The 17112-nt window shown below is 63.0% G+C and carries 13 protein-coding genes; 7 read left to right on the top strand and 6 right to left on the bottom strand.

The genetic code is table 11. From position 1 onward, the window contains the following. The first annotated feature begins 134 nt into the window (after positions 1–134). The 7 genes from BOP93_RS16945 to BOP93_RS16910 all read left to right on the top strand — a co-directional run bounded on the left by BOP93_RS16945 (position 135) and on the right by BOP93_RS16910 (position 9373). Positions 135–1577 (top strand): hypothetical protein, encoded by a 1443-nt coding sequence (locus BOP93_RS16945; protein ID WP_104503537.1) that lies wholly within the window; start codon positions 135–137, stop codon positions 1575–1577. Between the two features lie 838 nt (positions 1578–2415). Further along, complete coding sequence (locus BOP93_RS16935; protein WP_104503535.1) at positions 2416–3339, top strand: substrate-binding domain-containing protein; 924 nt, start codon at positions 2416–2418, stop codon at positions 3337–3339. 62 nt (positions 3340–3401) lie between these two features. Next, on the top strand, positions 3402–4910 hold the full coding sequence (locus BOP93_RS16930; RefSeq protein ID WP_104503533.1) for a sugar ABC transporter ATP-binding protein: 1509 nt from the start codon (positions 3402–3404) through the stop codon (positions 4908–4910). After that, on the top strand, positions 4876–5868 hold the full coding sequence (locus tag BOP93_RS16925; protein WP_065885041.1) for an ABC transporter permease: 993 nt from the start codon (positions 4876–4878) through the stop codon (positions 5866–5868). The genes BOP93_RS16930 and BOP93_RS16925 overlap by 35 nt, the downstream gene beginning before the upstream one ends. A gap of 27 nt (positions 5869–5895) precedes the next feature. Then, positions 5896–6975 (top strand): alcohol dehydrogenase catalytic domain-containing protein, encoded by a 1080-nt coding sequence (locus BOP93_RS16920; protein ID WP_104503531.1) that lies wholly within the window; start codon positions 5896–5898, stop codon positions 6973–6975. A gap of 2 nt (positions 6976–6977) precedes the next feature. Next, positions 6978–8510 carry an FGGY-family carbohydrate kinase gene (locus BOP93_RS16915; protein ID WP_104503529.1) on the top strand — a complete coding sequence of 511 codons (1533 nt, stop codon included), beginning with the start codon at positions 6978–6980 and terminating at the stop codon, positions 8508–8510. Positions 8511–8647: 137 nt separating this feature from the next. Beyond that, a complete protein-coding gene (locus BOP93_RS16910) occupies positions 8648–9373 on the top strand; it encodes an SDR family oxidoreductase (RefSeq protein WP_104503528.1) in 726 nt (241 codons plus the stop codon). Here the strand turns inward: BOP93_RS16910 and BOP93_RS16905 are convergent. The 6 genes from BOP93_RS16905 to BOP93_RS16880 form a co-directional block, all read right to left on the bottom strand. After that, positions 9370–10374, bottom strand: coding sequence for a LacI family DNA-binding transcriptional regulator (locus tag BOP93_RS16905; RefSeq protein ID WP_065892579.1), 1005 nt, complete (start codon positions 10372–10374; stop codon positions 9370–9372). The two genes, BOP93_RS16910 and BOP93_RS16905, sit on opposite strands and share 4 nt — an antisense overlap. Positions 10375–10432: 58 nt before the next feature. Next, positions 10433–11296 (bottom strand): LysR family transcriptional regulator, encoded by an 864-nt coding sequence (locus BOP93_RS16900; RefSeq protein WP_065892578.1) that lies wholly within the window; start codon positions 11294–11296, stop codon positions 10433–10435. A gap of 79 nt (positions 11297–11375) precedes the next feature. Further along, positions 11376–12632, bottom strand: coding sequence for a Vps62-related protein (locus BOP93_RS16895; RefSeq protein ID WP_104503527.1), 1257 nt, complete (start codon positions 12630–12632; stop codon positions 11376–11378). Positions 12633–12870: 238 nt separating this feature from the next. Then, a complete protein-coding gene (locus BOP93_RS16890) occupies positions 12871–13626 on the bottom strand; it encodes a proteinase (RefSeq protein ID WP_104503526.1) in 756 nt (251 codons plus the stop codon). 107 nt (positions 13627–13733) lie between these two features. Next, positions 13734–15146, bottom strand: coding sequence for an efflux transporter outer membrane subunit (locus tag BOP93_RS16885; RefSeq protein WP_104503525.1), 1413 nt, complete (start codon positions 15144–15146; stop codon positions 13734–13736). Then, positions 15139–17112 (bottom strand): MacB family efflux pump subunit, encoded by a 1974-nt coding sequence (locus BOP93_RS16880; RefSeq protein WP_104503524.1) that lies wholly within the window; start codon positions 17110–17112, stop codon positions 15139–15141. Before BOP93_RS16880 ends, BOP93_RS16885 begins: the two co-directional genes overlap by 8 nt.

Raw genomic sequence — 17112 nt, 5'->3', positions numbered from 1 at the left:
CCCCCTCGGAACGCTCAACCCACTCTCAAAAAAACTACTGTACATAAAACCAGTATTGTCCTAGAGTCCATCCCAGGTGACCGGATGTCGCCGATCACCTGAGCTTCTATTTTTTAACTATGGATGGATAAAAAATGAAATCGAAAAAAGCCCTTATGCTGGGCGCGGCCATGATGGCCTCCTGCTTCGTCTCGGCCTGCGCCCTGGCTGATCAAGCGCCTTCGAAACTCAGTGCCGACGCGGTCAAGCAGGCCGTGAACACGGCGCTCAAGTCCGGCGGCAAGCTGGACGCGTCGAAGGTGTCGCCTGAGCTCAAGCAAAAACTCTCAGTGGCCAAGTCCGGCCAGTCTAAAACGGTGACCAAAGCCCTCAAGTCCGCGCCGTTCGACAGCGTGGTCGGTGAGCTGAAGAAACCGGCGCAAAGCCAACTGAAAAGCGCGGCGGTTGCAGCGTTTGAACCGCTGTTCCCCACCCTGGATATCAACACGCTCTACACCGTCGATGGGGTGCAGGCCGGTAACGAGTTTGCCTACCACTTCAATCTGGCGCAGAACGCGCGGGTGCTGGTGCAACTGGTCAACCAGAGTGCAGGGGCGGACATGTCGCTGACCCTGTTCCAGGATGACGGCCAGGGCAATCTGAGTGTGGTGGGTTCTTCGGACGCCGCAGGCAATGCCGATGAATACCTCAACGGTGTACTGTCGGCAGGTGACTACTACTGGTACATGGTGGCCAAGGTCGCCGATAACGCGCAGTTCAGTTTCGGCGTGGCGGTGGACAGCAACATCGACGCGTTCGAGCCCAACGACAGCGCGCAAACCGCGTTCGTATTGCCCGACTCGATGAACAAGGTCAGCGGCAACCTCGACAATGCCGGCGATGTCGATTACTTCGACTTCAAGGCGGTACGTGGGCAAAGCGTGAGCATGTACCTGGCGGGCGACGAGGAGGGTAGCCGTAACCAGTGGATCTTCGACCGCTTCGATGGCGCCAATTGGATTACCGTGCCGGCCGGCTCCACCTCGACCTATCCGAGCGTAACGCCGGGCACCACCGTGAAGGTGCGTGTGCGGGCCAATCCGGCGGTGGCGCAGGACCCGAGCAAGTATTACCAGTTGAGCCTGGGCTCCACGCCGCGCCTGAACACCAGCAGTGTCAAGGGTGACAACATCGTACGGGTGCCGGTGAGCGAAATGCCGCTGGCCACCCAGACCGCGCGGCTGCTGAATTGGTCGACCCAGTGGTCGGACTCCACCGGTGCGCCGCTGCTGGGCGTCACCCCGGTGTTGCGCGTGGATAACCACTTCGTCGACTTTAACTACCGCTGGGTCGACTACAAGGCGACCACCAACAGCGCGGGTGTCTCCCAGGCCACGGCCAATATCGGTACCTGCTTCGGTGATTACACCACGGTGATCAACGACAGCAGCACCGGCGTACCGTACACCTGGAGAACCACCTACAACCAGGGTGGCTGGCGCATCGAGCTGGCCGAATTTCCTGGTGTGGGCGTCGGTGGTAACAACGTGCAATACGTCAGCCTGGGGCATATCTGCACCCAGGACATCATCCATTGATTCAGTGATGTGAAACGCAAGGGGCAGCCTCCAGGGGCTGCCCCTTTTTTGCGCCGTGTGCCGCACATTTTTGCAGGCTGTAACAATTCGAATGTGGGAGGGGCGGTGCGACGATTCGACTTGCCCCCGATAACCAAAGGTATCTACACAATTTTGGTGCGACACCGACCCTGTGGCGAGGGAGCTAACGCGTATCTACCTGACGCTCCGAGGTCCAAATGTGGGAGGGGGCTTGCCCCCGATGGCGGCCTCTGGGCCGACCAGGATGTTGGATCAGATCGAGTACATATCCGTTTCTGCGGTAACGGCCACTTAGGGTTCCGCCCTGACGGCGGCTCACTTTTGAAAAGCGCAAAAGTAAGCAAAACGCTCTTGCCCCACCACTCGGCACCTCGCTTGGGCTCGGTGTGCCCGAACGCAGGCTTGAATCCGTGGGCCGCCGCAATGGGCCATCCATGGCCCAGTGCGGCTAACCCGGCGTCCTGCCGGGTTGCCCACGGATTCAAGCCTGCGTTCGGCCAGCGTGGTTTAACGGGGCGCCTGAGATCAAGATCAAAAGCAGATCAAGATCAAGAGCGGCTCGCTTCGCATCGTGGTTACGGTTGGGCGCTGCTGAGTTGTGTAGATACCTATGCCCCGATGAGGCAGTGTCAGTAAATGCATTGCTAACTGATATATCGCTATCGGGGGCAAGTCGAATCGTCGCACCGCCCCTCCCACATTTGGATCGGGTCTGACCAATGGCCCCTTGCGCGGACCTAATTTCCTTGTTAGCTTCTGGCAAAATGTTAACGATAACATTTGCTCTAAAAATAAAAACAAAACAGAGACCCACGCCATGAAAATGCTCCCGAAAACCCTGTGTTTATTGGCTGCCAGCATCACTCTGGGCAGCGTTTCCCCTGTGTTTGCCGAAGCCGCCAAGCCGATCCGCATCGGCGCCTCCTTCCAGGAGATCAACAACCCCTATTTCGTCACCATGAAAAACGCCCTGGAAGAAGCCGGCGCGAGCATCGGGGCGACATTGATCATTACCGACGCCCGGCATGACGTGTCCAAGCAGGTCAGTGACGTCGAAGACATGCTGCAAAAAGGCATCGATATCCTGCTGATCAACCCGACCGATTCGGTCGGTGTGCAATCGGCGGTCAAGTCCGCCCATGCTGCCGGTGTGGTCGTAGTGGCAGTGGACGCCCAGGCGGAGGGCCCGCTGGATTCTTTCGTCGGCTCGAAAAACTTCGATGCCGGTTTACAGGCCTGTGAGTACCTGGCCAGGCACATCGGCGACAAAGGCAATATCGCCATCCTCGACGGCATTGCCGTGGTGCCGATCCTCGAACGTGTGCGCGGTTGCAAGGAGGCGGTGGCCAAGCACCCGGACATCAAGATTGTCAGCATCCAGAACGGCAAGCAGGAACGTGACCAGGCGCTGACCGTCACCGAAAACATGTTGCAGGCCCAGCCCACCCTCAAGGGCATTTTCAGCGTGAACGACAACGGCTCCCTCGGCGCGCTGTCGGCCATCGAAGCCAGCGGCATGGATGTGAAGCTGGTGAGCGTCGACGGTGCGCCGGAAGCGATCAAGGCAATCCAGAAACCCGGCAGCAAGTTCATCGCCACCTCGGCCCAATACCCCCGAGACCAGATCCGCCTGGCCCTGGGTATTGCCCTGGCCAGGAAGTGGGGCTCGCAAGTGCCCGCCACGATCCCGGTGGACATCACCCTGATCGACCAGGCCAAGGCCGGAAACTTCAGCTGGTAAACCCCTGCGCCCCACGTCCGTCGTGGGGCGCAGGTCTTCCTTCTGAGTACGAGGCCTTCGGTATGAGCAGTCTTCTGAAGCTGGAAAATATCTGTAAACGTTACCCGGGGGTGCAGGCCCTCCAGTCCATCAACCTGCAAGTGGAGCGCGGCGAAATCCACGCGTTGCTCGGGGAGAACGGCGCGGGCAAATCCACCCTGATGAAGATCCTCGGCGGCGTCGAGCATCAGGATGAAGGGCAGATCCTGATCGACGGCCAGCCCCGGCAATTTGCGACCTACCGTGATGCGATTGCCGCCGGCATCGGCATTGTGTTCCAGGAATTCAGCCTGATTCCCTACCTCACGGCGGTGGAAAATATCTTCCTCGGCCATGAGCTGAGCAACCGCTTCGGCCTGTTGCGTAAACGCGAAATGCTTGAGGCCTGCGAGGCGTTGTTCAAGCGCCTGGGCGTGTCGATCAACCTGGAATGCGCCGTCCGGCACCTGAGCGTGGCCGAGCAGCAGTTCGTCGAGATCGCCAAGGCCCTGGCCCTGGATGCGCGTTTGCTGGTGCTCGATGAACCTACTGCAACGCTGACGCCCAGCGAGGCCGAGCTGCTGTTCGAGATCATGCGCGAACTCAAGCGCCAGGGCGTGGCAGTGATTTTCATCTCGCACCATCTGGAGGAGATTTTCCAGGTGTGCGACCGCATCAGTGTGTTACGCGATGGCGGCAATGCAGGCGTCACCGCCGTGGCCGACAGCGATATCGACCGTCTGGTCGAGATGATGGTCGGCCGCCGCCTGGAATGCAGTTTCCCGTCCAAGCCCAGCACCGCACGCGGGCCTTTACTGCTGGAGGTCAAGGACATCCAGCTGGTGCGCAACGGCCCGCATAACCGCTTTGACTTGCACAGCGGTGAAATCCTCGGCTTTGCCGGCCTGGTCGGTTCCGGTCGCACCGAACTGGCCCTGGGCATGATGGGCGCGCTGCCCTCGGTGAGCAAAGACGTGTGGCTGCGCGGCGAAAAGGTCAGCCTCGACGACCCGGCCCAGGCGCTGGCCCATGGCATCGGCCTGCTGCCGGAGAGCCGCAAGAGCGAAGGGCTGATCACCGACTTCAGCATTCGCGAAAATATCTCGTTGAACAACCTGCCCAAATACCAGAACGCCGCGGGCCTGATCGACACGGCCAGGGAATGCGCCAGCGTCGAAGCGCTGATGCGCCAGCTGTCGATCAAGGCGCCCAGCGCGGAAAGCCGCGTGTTCAACCTCAGCGGCGGCAACCAGCAAAAGGTGGTGATTGCCCGCTGGATCAACCACCACTGCGACGTGCTGGTGTTCGACGAACCCACCCGGGGCATCGATGTGGGCGCCAAGGCGCAGATCTACGCGCTGATGCGCAGCCTCACCGAACAGGGCTACGCGATCATCATGATTTCCTCCGAACTGCCGGAAGTCATCGGCATGTGCGACCGCGTCGCGGTGTTCCACAAGGGCGCGATCGTCAAGGTGCTGGAAGCGTCCGCCGTCAATCCTCAAGAGGTCATGCGCCATGCAACAGGGGGCTCAAGTGAATACGTCCATTAATACCGCAGGCACCGGCCGGTTGCGCCTGAACCTGGCGCGGTTGCTGCGCTCGCCGGCGTTTTATCCCTTTGTCGGGCTGGTGGTGGTGACCCTGGTGATGATTCTCGCCAGCGACACCTTCCTCACCGCCGGCAACCTGTCGAACATTGCGCGCCAGGTGTCGATCAACGCGATCATCGCGGTGGGCATGACCTGCGTGATTCTTACCGGCGGCATTGATCTGTCGGTGGGGCCGGTGATGGCGCTGTCCGGCACGCTCACGGCCGGCTTGATGGTCGCGGGGCTGCCGCCGGGCCTGGCAATCGGTGCCGGGATGCTGGTGGGTGTGGCGTTCGGCATCGGCAACGGCCTGTTCGTGGCCTACCTGCATATGCCGCCGATCATCGTGACCCTGGCGACCATGGGCATCGCCCGGGGCCTGGGGCTGATGTACACCGACGGCTATCCGATTTCCGGGCTGCCGGAGTGGTTCGCGGTGTTCGGCCGGGCCAGCGTGTTCGGCATCCAGGTGCCGATTCTGATCATGCTGCTCACTTACCTGGCGGCCTATGTGCTGCTGCAGCACACGCGCATCGGTCGCTACATCTACGCCATCGGCGGCAATGAGGAGGCGGTGCGCTTGTCCGGGGTACGGGCGGCGCGCTTCAAATTGCTGGTGTACGGCATCAGTGGCCTCACCGCAGCGATTGCCGGGCTGGTGCTGACCTCACGCCTGATGAGCGGCCAGCCGAATGCCGGTGTGTCGTTCGAACTGGATGCGATTGCCGCCGTGGTACTGGGCGGTGCGTCGATTGCCGGCGGGCGCGGCGTGATCATCGGCACCTTGCTCGGCGCCATGTTGCTCGGCGTCTTGAACAACGGCTTGAACATGCTCGGCGTATCGCCTTACGTGCAGAGCGTGATCAAGGGCGCAATCATTTTGCTGGCGATCTTTATCAGCCGTCAGCGCCATCGCTAACTCTCTATCCACACAGGAACGAACACCATGGACAAGCACACTGATATGCAAGCCGTCGTCTGCCACGGCCCCAAAGACTACCGCCTGGAACGCATCGGCAAACCCCGGGCGCGGCCCAATGAACTGGTGATCCGCATTGCCGCCTGCGGCATCTGCGCCAGCGATTGCAAGTGCCATTCCGGCGCGGCGATGTTCTGGGGCGGCGACAATCCCTGGGTCAAGGCGCCTGTGGTGCCGGGCCACGAGTTTTTCGGCTATGTGGTGGAGGCGGGCGAGGGCGCCGAGGAGCACTTCGAAGTGACGGTGGGCGACAAGGTGATCGCCGAGCAGATCGTGCCTTGCAGCAAGTGCCGATTCTGCAAGTCGGGTAAATACTGGATGTGCGAAGTGCACAACATCTTCGGCTTTCAGCGTGAGGTCGCCGAGGGCGGTATGGCTCAATACATGCGCATTCCCAAGACGGCCATCGTGCACAAGATTCCCGAGTCGGTGTCCCTGGAAGACTCGGCACTGGTGGAGCCCATGGCCTGCTCGATCCATACGGTCAACCGTGGCGATATCCAGCTTGACGACGTGGTGGTGATTGCCGGCGCCGGCACCCTCGGCCTGTGCATGGTGCAGGTGGCGGCGCTGAAGACGCCGAAGAAACTGGTGGTGATCGACATGGTCGACGAGCGTCTGGAGCTGGCGAAAAAGTTCGGCGCCGATGTGGTGATCAACCCGTCGCGGGACAACGCTCGCGCAATCATCAACGGCCTTACCGATAATTACGGCTGCGACGTGTACATCGAGACCACCGGCGTACCGGCCGGCGTCACCCAGGGCCTGGACCTGATCCGCAAGCTCGGGCGCTTTGTCGAATTCAGCGTGTTCGGCGCCGAGACCAGCGTGGACTGGTCGATCATCGGCGACCGCAAGGAGCTGGACGTACGCGGCGCCCACCTGGGCCCGTATTGCTACCCGATTGCCATCGACCTGTTCGAACGCGGCCTGGTCACGTCAAAAGGCATCGTCACCCATGACTTCCCGCTGGATGACTTCGCCGAGGCCTTCGAGCTGGCCAACTCGACCAAGTCGATCAAGGTGCTGTTGAAGCCGGTGCTCTGACGATGAACTACGTGATGGGGGTAGACATAGGGACCCAGAGCACCAAAGCGCTGCTGGTGGATGCCCACGGCACGATCATCGCCCAGCACAGCCAGGGCTATCGCGTGGATACGCCGAAAGTGCGCTGGGCCGAGCAATGGCCGCAGGTCTGGCTGGATGCGGTCGAGGCGTGTGTGGCGCAGTGCATGCTCAAGGCCGGTGTCGCGGCGCAACAGGTCAAGGCGTTGTGCATCAGCAGCCTGTACGGCGGCTCGGGCATCGCGGTGGATGCGCAGATCACACCGTTGCACCCGTGCCTGATCTGGATGGACCGTCGTGCCGGTGAGCAAGTGGCGTGGGTGCGTGGGAATGTCGACCTGGACCGAATGTATGCGGTCACCGGCAACTCGCTGGACAGCTACTACGGCTTCACCAAGATGCTCTGGCTCAAGCAGCACCAGCCTGACGTATGGGCCAACACGCGCTACCTGCTGCCGCCCAACAGCTATATCAACTGGTGCCTGACCGGCGAGCTGGCGGTGGACCACAGCAGCGCCGGCAATATCGGCGGTGTCTACGATGTGGTTGCGCGCGGCTGGTCGGGCGAGATGCTCGATGCACTGGGCATCCCGCCGGCGATGATGCCGGAGCGGTTGCTGTATTCCGGCGAGGTGGTGGGCGGTTTGCTTCAGGACTGGGCCGCGCGCCTGGGCCTGCAGGCGGGCACGCCGGTGCTCGCCGGTGGCGTGGATGCGGCCATGGCGACCCTGGCGGCCGGCGTCACCCAACCGGGCAACCATGTGGCGATGATCGGCACCAGCATGTGTTGGGGCTACCTCAACCAGCGGGTGGACGCGCAGCACGGGTTGGTGAGCATGCCCCACGTCTATAACGGTCATCGCGACCTGTACATCTTTGGTGGGGCGATCACCGCAGGGGCATCGGTCAGTTGGTTCCGCGAGCAATTCTGCCAGGCCGAGGAGCAACAGGCCCGGGCCAGCGGCGAGGACAGCCTGGTGTTGCTCGAGCGCAGCGCGATGAATATCCCGGCGGGCAGCGAGGGCCTGTTGTTCCTGCCGTACCTGATGGGCGAGCGCAGCCCGGTGTGGGACGACCGCGCCAGCGGCAGTTTTGTCGGGCTGAACCTGTATCACACGCGCATCCACCTGTACCGCGCCGTGCTCGAAGGGGTGAGTTTTGCCCTGCGCCACAATATCGAAGCCGGCACCCGGGGCGCACATTCCCTTGACCCGCGCTTGATCGTGGTGGGCGGTGCGAGCCATTCGGATGTGTGGATGCAGATCATCGCGGACGTGACGCGCTACCCGGTGTACACCATCGTCCAGGAAGTCGAAGCGGCGCTGGGGGCGGCGTTGCTGGCAGCGCACACGGTGGGGTTGGTCAGTGATGAGGCGATGGACAAGGGCTGGGTGCAGTTGGCATTGCGGGCGCAGCCAAAGCGGGAGAATGTCGCGGTCTACGACCAGGCGTTTGCCGAGTACCTGAAGCTGTATCCCGCGCTGAAACCGATCATGCATAACCTGCAGGCCAGCTGACCCGACAGGGTCAAACATGTGGGAGGGGGCTTGCTCCCGATGGCGGTGTAACAGTCGCCCCCGGTGTTGAATGACACACCGCTATCGGGGGCAAGCCCCCTCCCACAGGGATCACCATTGTTTCGGGAATTATATTCATGCAGGCTACTTTCGACTTCACTCACCAGCGCATCCTCGTCACCGGCGCCAGCAGCGGCATCGGCCGCGAAATCGCCCAGCAGCTGATCGCCAGTGGCGCCGAGGTCTTCGCCCTGGGCCGCGACGCCCAGGCCCTGGCCGAACTGGGCTGCCACAGCCTGAGCGTGGATATCGCCGACAGCGCCGCACTCGACCACGCCCTGAATAAGCTGCCGGCGCTGCACGGCCTGGTCAACTGCGCCGGCATTTCACGCCTGGAGCCTGCCGCCGCCATCAGCGCCGAAGCCTTCGACCAGGTGATGCAGGTCAACGCCCGCGCCGCGGCGCACGTGGCCAGCCGCGTGGCGGCGAAAATGATCGAAGAGAACATCGCCGGCAGCATCGTCAACGTCTCAAGCCAGGCCTCGCTGGTGGCGCTGGATGATCACCTGAGCTACTGCGCCTCCAAGGCCGCCCTCGATGCGATCACCCGTGTGCAATGCGCCGAATGGGGCCGCTTCGGCATTCGCGTCAACAGCGTCAACCCCACTGTCACCCTCACGCCGATGGCGACCATGGCCTGGTCCGATCCGGTCAAGCGCGACCCGGCACTGGCCGCCATTCCCCTGGGCCGTTTTGCGCACACCGTGGACGTCGCGTTGCCGGTGCTGTTCCTGCTCAGCGATGCGGCCAGCATGATCAGCGGCGTGAGCCTGCCGATTGATGGCGGCTATACCAGCCGTTAGCCGTTCTCCAACTGCCCGGCGATGACCACCTTGTCCCGTGGCTTGTGCGGGTCTTGCAGGCGATCGAGCAACAGGCGCACCGCGCTGCTGCCGGCCAGCGACGCATCGTGGGCCACGCAGGCGATGGGCACGCCGAAAATATCGGCGAAGGGCAGGCGGTCGATGCCGCAGATGGTCAGGCTGTCGTGGGCGATGTTGTGCATGCGCAACGCGCGCAGGGCGCCGAGGGTGATCAATTGGTTGAAGCCCATGATCGCGTCCGGCGCCGAGTGCGCGGCGAGGTAGTCGAGGGTGTGCAGGTAGGACGGCATCAGCGTGTAGTCCCCGGCCTGCACCTCGACCTGCACCTGGGGATGCTCGGCCAGCACTTCGCGCAGGCCCTTGAGGCGTTCGACGGTGATGCGCGAGTGTTCGGGGCCGGTCAGCACCAGCAGGCGCTTGAGGTCCGGGGTCTGGCGCAACAGGTAATGCGCGGCCTGGATGCCGCTGTGGTAGTTGTCGAGCACCACGCGGCTGAACGGGCTGTCGTGGAGTGTGCGGTCAAGCAGCACCACCGGGGTCTTGCCGTTGCCCAGGCGCTCGAGATAGTCGGGCTGGTAGCTTGGCTCATCGGAGACCGGCGACAGGATGATCCCCGCCACGCGATAACCCAGCAGGGTATCGACGGCCTTGCTTTCCAATTCTTCGAGCTCATCGGTGTCCACCAGCATGATGGTGTAGCCGTGCTTTTTCGCTTCGCGGGAGATCGCCTTGATCATCTCGCTGTAGAACGGGTTGTCCACCGATGCGGTGATCACGCCGATGATCAGGCTTTCACTGCGCTTGAGCCCGCGCGCGAAGGCATTGGGCACGTAGTCGAGTTCGCGCGCCACTTCCAGAATGCGCGCCAGGGTGGCGGGTTTGACCAGGTCAGGTTTGCTCAACGCCCGGGACACGGTGATGGTGGTCATGCCCACCCGTTTGGCGATGTCGCTGATGGTGACGGACTTTTTCTTGTTCATCGGTAAGGCTGCAAGAGGACACACCCGCAGGCTAGCATGCGCGCCGGTGCAGGGTGATTCAAATCAGCGGGTCCCAGCGCTGCGACCAGTCACCTTCGGCCTTGACCACTTCGCGCAACAAGGTCAACGCCTGCTGCAGCACCGCCGAATCCCGTGCCCGCGAATACACCAGGTACGTCGGGAAACTGAATTCCGGCGCCTTGGCCACCCGCTGCATCACGCCGCTGTCCAGGTAGCTCTGCACCACGCGCGTGCGGAAATACCCGGCGCCGCCATTCTCCAGGATGTACTGCAACGCCAGCGGCCCCAGGTTGAAACTCACGGCGGCGCGCGCGTGGTCGGGCAGGGCGGCGTCGTGCTGCTGGCGAAAACCCTGGCCCCAGTCGATATACACATAGGGCTCGGGTTGGCTCGTCAGTTGCACCAGGATCAGTTTTTCTTCCAGCACCTGCTCCACCTGCAAACCCGGCCAGTATTGCGGCTGGAACACCAGCGCGGCGTCGAGCACGCCCAACTCCAACTGGCGCAACAGGTATTCGCCCTCGCGAATTTCGGTGCGCAGGGCATGCCCGGGGATATGCTCGCGCAGCGCCTTGGCCCAGCCGAGCATCAGCGGGTTGCACAGGCTGACCTCACCGCCGATATGCAGCACATTACGATAGCCATCGGGCAACGGCAGGTCGCGGCGCGCCGCTTCCCAGGTCTGCAGCAACTGGTTGGCGTACACCACAAAGGCCTCGCCGTCGGCGGTCAGGCGGGCACCGGCGCGGTTGCGCACGAACAGCGTACTGCCCAACTGGTTTTCCAGGTTTTTCACCCGCGCAGTGATGGCGGTCTGGGTGACGTGCAGTTTCTCCGCCGCGGCGGCGAGGCTGCCGCAGCGGGTGATTTCGAGGAAGGTGCGTGCCAGCTCGATGTCCATGTCGGTTCCGAAATCAAAGGAAAGTCGGCGCCATTGTAGGACGACTGGCGGCAAAGGGTGAGCGCAATGGCGCGTTCACTCAGGGCAGGATAATTTCGGCGGACGTTTCTCCTGCTATGGAGCGGCTGACCCTGACGGTATTGCCCTGGGTCGCAGGGTATTCGCTCCAGTACAGGCTGTTTTCATTGCTTCGGGTATACATCTGGCCCACCTGGCGCCCATCCGCCCTGAGCAGGCGATAGTCGCTGTTGATCAGGTAGACCGCCACCGCCTTGTGAGGCCCCAGGGTGCACCAGACGGTGTAGGTTTCGGATTTGGCCCAGCCTCGGGTTTGCGTGCTGACATGGGTGACGCTCAGGCTGATTTTTGCAGAGGCCTTGAAGAAACTGGCGAATTGCAGTTCGACGCTGCTTTCTGTGCCGACGGTCTGCGAGGTGCTCTCGGTGGTCGACCCATTTTCGATGCGGGTACTCGCCCAGTTATAGCGTTGTACGGTCGAAGTGTTGTTATGCGCATGGTTGAGCAACACGTAGTAATCCTTGCGCTCCAACTGGTAGTAGGGCGTCTGGATCAACTGTTCCATAGGGGTCAGGTCGGGGTCTTCGATAGTGAACCAGGGCAGTTGGGTGACATAGGCCGTGGTGGTTTTTTCGAACGCTGAAGGCTTGGCGTAGCTGTGCAGAATGGGGGCGACGCTGGGCGCCGTCGATTCAATCAGCATATGTGCGCGCAGGGCATGCACGGGGGGACTGGCCAACGGTCGAGCATAGCCCGGCTGGCCCATGAAAGTGGCGGCGCTGAAATACACTTCAGCCGGTGGCGCAGTGGGCGGCTTGACACTCCAGGCGGAAAAATCCCCGGGTGCGCCGGTGCCTCGATCGCTCCACAGCAGTTCGTCGATGTGCGACGTGACCGGCAGATCATCACGCAGGCACCGAACCGCATTCACGGAAGGCTCAAGCAGGCCGTTGCCAACGACCAATCCCATTGCCACATAGCCTTCAGGCGGCACCGGGCGCCAGATCGACACGTTGTACCCCGGTTGCTCAAAGGCCCATACCCGTTCGAAATCCGTGGGTGGCTTCAAGGCGGTACCCGTGGGGCCATTGGCATCCGCGACCACCGGCATCGCCTGGACGCCGTCGATGGTGTTGAAATTATCTTCAAGCCTGTCGCCGATCGGGTAGTAGCCAGCCAGCTTCGGAGGTATGCGAGGGCGCCAGAGACCGGCGGGCGCGTCGCCAAAATGCCCATCCTCGCGACGCCGGTTGTTCCAGAGGTGAGTAAAGTTGTTAGTGAAGTTGATCAGCAAGTCTTTGTATTTAAGGGGGACCATCGGGATCGCTCTGTTCAGTCGGGAAACCCCTGGCAGCTATCAGGCCGCCGGAAGGTTGAGTACGCTGGACAGTTGATACCTGCTGGAGAAGCGGGGAGCGGTAGATAGCTATGATTGGAACGCAGTGCAAATGTGGGAGGGGGCTTGCCCCCGATAGCGGTGCGTCAGTCACAGATGTATTTACTGACACTCCGTCATCGGGGGCAAGCCCCCTCCCACATTGGGTTGTGTGGTGAACTCACTCCCAGCCGCCACGGTCGAGACACCGGGTGTTCGCCGGAGGCTGTTTGCCGTAGGCCAGAAACTCCCCGAGCCAGCGGCTGACGCAGCCGTCGGCAGTGGCCTGGGCGGGTTCCTTGAGCAGCAGCGAGTCGACGCCGGACGCGCTCGGTTCGCCGCGCCCGGCGTTGACCAGCACCATGCGTGCGATGCGTTCGGGAAACAGCGTGGCGTAGCGGTTGCCCAGGCGCGCCGCGTCGGCATTGCCGACGTAGTTGAGCCGGGACTCGCCCAGTTGCCCGCGCACATACTCCATATCCTCTGCCGCCTGTTCGACGGCGTCGCTGCCTTTGAGGTCGCGGCTGCTCAGTTCGATCATGTCGTAGCGGTCGACGAGCATGCGATACGCCGGGGTGGCGTAAGACTCCCAGCGGCCGGCCAGGTGCAGGGCAAAGGTGGTGTTTCTGGCCGTACGCGGATCGCCGGACTGGATAAACACCACGCCCTCGCGGTTGAGCGGGTCGCGCGCGCCGACGCGTGTCACGCTCAAACGCAGGCGACCGCGGCCAGGGGCGGCATGGTCGCGGGGCACCGTCACCAGGCCACATTGGGTACGGGCGAGTACGTCGGGGTCGAGCTGCTCGAACACCGGGAAGGGGCAATCGAGTAACCAATCAATGGCGGTGGGCGCGATCAACGGCTCGGCCAGGGCCAGGTGTGCGATCACCCAGCCGCCGAGGCAGACCAGGCATTTTCCAACAACGCTGGATTTCATTAGAAGGTCCCGGGAAGCCGTGTGAAGTCGGCTTTTTTACCAAGGACCTTGGGTCTAATAATGTAAGGCGATTAAACGGATCGTGTACGAAACTGGAGTTTCGTTTATCAGGTGCCGCTATTCCAGCCACCGCCCAATGCTTTGTACAACGCGATGCTGGCTTGCAGGCGCGACAGCCGCAGCTGCACGTCCAAGTCCTGGGCCGCGTACAACGTGCGTTGGGTCTCCAGCACTGTGAGCAAATCCTCGGCGCCCGCCTGGTAGCGGCTTTCGGCGATCTGGAACGCAGTCCGGGCCTGTTGCAGCTCTTCGGTTTGCCATTGGCGTTGCTGGTCGAGGCGGCTGATGCTGCTGAGGGCTTTTTCCACATCGGCAAAGCCGTTGATGATCGCCCCACGGTAGGTTTGCAGCAGCTCATCCTGACGCGCACGGGCCTTGTCGCGTTCGGCGCGCAAACGACCGTTGTTGAAGATGGGGGCCACCAGGCCCGAGGTCAGGGTGTAGAACGGGCTGCGCAGGATATCGTCGGCCTTGTACGCGCCCGAGCCAAGAGTCGCGCCCAAGGTCACCGCCGGCAGCATCGCCGCACGGGCTACGGTCACGTCGGCACTCGCCGCCGCCAGCTGTGCCTCGGCCTGGGCGAGGTCGGGGCGCCGGCTCAATAACTGGCTCGGTACGCCGGGCCCGATGCCTGGCCAGGTCAGTGCCTGGAACGCCTCGTTGCCCAACTCCAGCGCCTGCACGGGCCGGCCGAGCAACGCGGCGAGGGTGATGCGCGCATCTTCGGCCTGTTGCTCGACCAACGGCAGTTGCCGTTGCTGGCTGGCCACCAGGCTTTTCTGTTGCGCCAGTTCCAGGGCCGTGGCGGAACCGGCGTCGTAGCGGGTTTGCACCAGCTCCAGCACCGTGCGTGCATTCGCCAGGTTCAGCTCGGCGATCTGCACGCGTTGGCGTGCGGCCAGGGTTTGTGCGTAGCGGTCGGCGACGTTGCTGAGCAGGGTCAGTTCGACATTGGCCTGATCGAACTGGCTGGCTTGCAGGCTCTGCAGCGCGCTGTCCCTGGCAGCGGCGCGACCGCCCCAGAAGTCGAGTTCGTAGCTGGCCGTGAGGTTGGCGTCATAGCTGGTGACGGTTTTATTGCTCTCGGTGGCGTTCAGGTCCGAATTGCCGCTGCCGCGCAACAGCTTTTCACGGGTGGCCGTGAGGTTGAACTTGACCTCGGGCAGCAGCGGCGCCCCGGCAATCACCGCCGTGGCCTGCGCCTGGCGCACGCGGGCCATGGCGGCGGCCACGTCGAAGCTGTCACGTCGCGCCTGATCGATCAGGCGGTTGAGCGACGGACTGCCAAAGTGCGTCCACCAGCGCTGGTGGGTGGCTTGGCTGGCCGTGTTTTCGGCATAGTGCCAGGCGGCGGGCGGCGCAACGCCGCTGTCGACGGCGGGCGGGGTACCGGCGCAGGCGCTGAGCAGCAGGCACAGGCTGAGCAGGGAAAGCGGCGTGGGAAGGGAGGGTTTATTCACTGGTCAATGCCTTAACCGGATCGAGCCGGGCAGCTTTACGGGCCGGCATAAAGCCGAATACGACGCCGGTGACCAGTGCGCAGCCAAACGCGCCGAGCATCGCCACCAGGGAAAACTGCACCGCCACTTCGGCCAGTACCAGCACGCCGCCCACCAGCAGCGCCAGGGCGATACCGAACAAGCCGCCGACCACCGAGAGCATCACCGCCTCGGTGAGAAACTGACGCAGGATGTCGCGCTGGCGGGCGCCGGTGGCCATGCGGATGCCGATTTCGCGGGTGCGTTCGCGCACGGTCATCAGCATGATATTCATCACGCCGATGCCGCCCACCAGCAGGGAAATCGCCGCAATCGAACCGAGCATCAACGACAGGGTGTTGGCCGTGCGCGCCTCGGCCTGGATCATCGCGGCGTTGTTGGTCAAGTGGTAGTCGTCCTTGCCGTGGTGCAAACGCTTGAGCAACTGATCGATGGCCTGCTCGGCGGCGTTCACCCGGGTGGCGTCGGCGGCGGCAATCACCACGTACTCCGGGTTGTAGCTGCCGAACAGACGAATGCTGGCGGCGGAGTAGGGGATGGCAATGCGATCGTCGCTGTCCTTGTTGCCCGAGCTGGAGCCTTTTTCCTGGAGCACGCCCACCACCTGGAAGGGCACGTTTTCGATCAGGATGTATTGGCCGATGGGGTTGACCAGGCCTTTGAACAGCTTGTCGCGCACCCGTGCGCCGATCACCGCGACGGTGGCGGCGTTGCGTTCGTCGGCCTCGGTGAAGTAGCTGCCCTCGACCACCGGCCAGTTGAAGATGGTTGGGAAATTAGTGTCGTTGCCGCCCACATAGGCCATGTAGTCAATGTTGCCGAAACGCACGCCGGCTTCGGCGCCGTTGACCGGCATGATCCGTTTCACCTGCGGCAGGGTGGCCAGGGCGGCCACGTCGGCGGGGGTGATGATGCCCAGGGGCGTGCGCGGGTTGGGCGACGAACCGCTGACGTACAGAATGTTCGAGCCGAACGCGCCCATCTGCGCCATGACCTGGCGCTTGCTGCCTTCACCCACGGCCAGCATGACCACCACCGAGGCCACCCCGATAATGATGCCGAGCAGGGTCAGCGCGGTGCGAAACCGGTTGATCCACATCACGCGCCAGGCCGCTTGCAGCGCGTCGAGCAGTTCGGCTTTCCAGGCGCCGTTGTGTTCGGCGCCATCGGCCAGGCGCTGGCGCAGGTCCACGGCTTGCAGCGCAGCGCTGTTCGCGGGGGCGGGCGCCTCGGTGTGAGGGGCGGGCGAGTCGCTGATGATCAGGCCGTCGCGAATCTCGATGATGCGGTTGGCCCGCGCCGCCACTTCGCGGTCATGGGTAATCAGGATGACCACATGGCCCTGGCTCGCCAGTTCGTCGAGCAGGGTCATCACCTCGGCGCCGCTGTGGCTGTCGAGGGCGCCGGTGGGTTCGTCGGCGAGGATGATATGCCCGCCGTTCATCAGCGCACGTGCAATGGACACCCGTTGCTGCTGGCCACCGGAGAGCTGGTGCGGACGGTTGCCGGTGCGCTCGGCCAGGCCCAGGCGGGTGAGCAGGGCATTGGCGCGGGCGTGCCGTTCGCCGGCACTGATACCGGCATAGATCGCCGGCATCTCGACGTTTTCCTGGGCCGATGCCGACGGGATCAGGTGGTAGCCCTGAAACACAAAGCCGAACGCTTCGCGGCGCAGCCAAGCCAGTTCGTCGCTGCCCAGTTGGGCGACGTTTTCCCCGGCGAACAGGTAGTCGCCTTCGCTCGGGCGGTCGAGGCAACCGAGGATGTTCATCAACGTCGACTTGCCGGAGCCCGACGCGCCGACGATGGCGACGAATTCCCCGGCGTGGATCGACAGGTCGATGCCGCGCAGCACGTCGACCTGCGGGCTGTCGCCGCCGCCGTAGGATTTGCGGATATGCTTGAGTTCGATCAGTGGCGTGGTCAA

The organism is Pseudomonas orientalis (assembly GCF_002934065.1).
Classification (GTDB): Bacteria; Pseudomonadota; Gammaproteobacteria; order Pseudomonadales; family Pseudomonadaceae; genus Aquipseudomonas; species Aquipseudomonas orientalis_A.
This window is presented reverse-complemented; position numbering and strand designations above follow the sequence as displayed.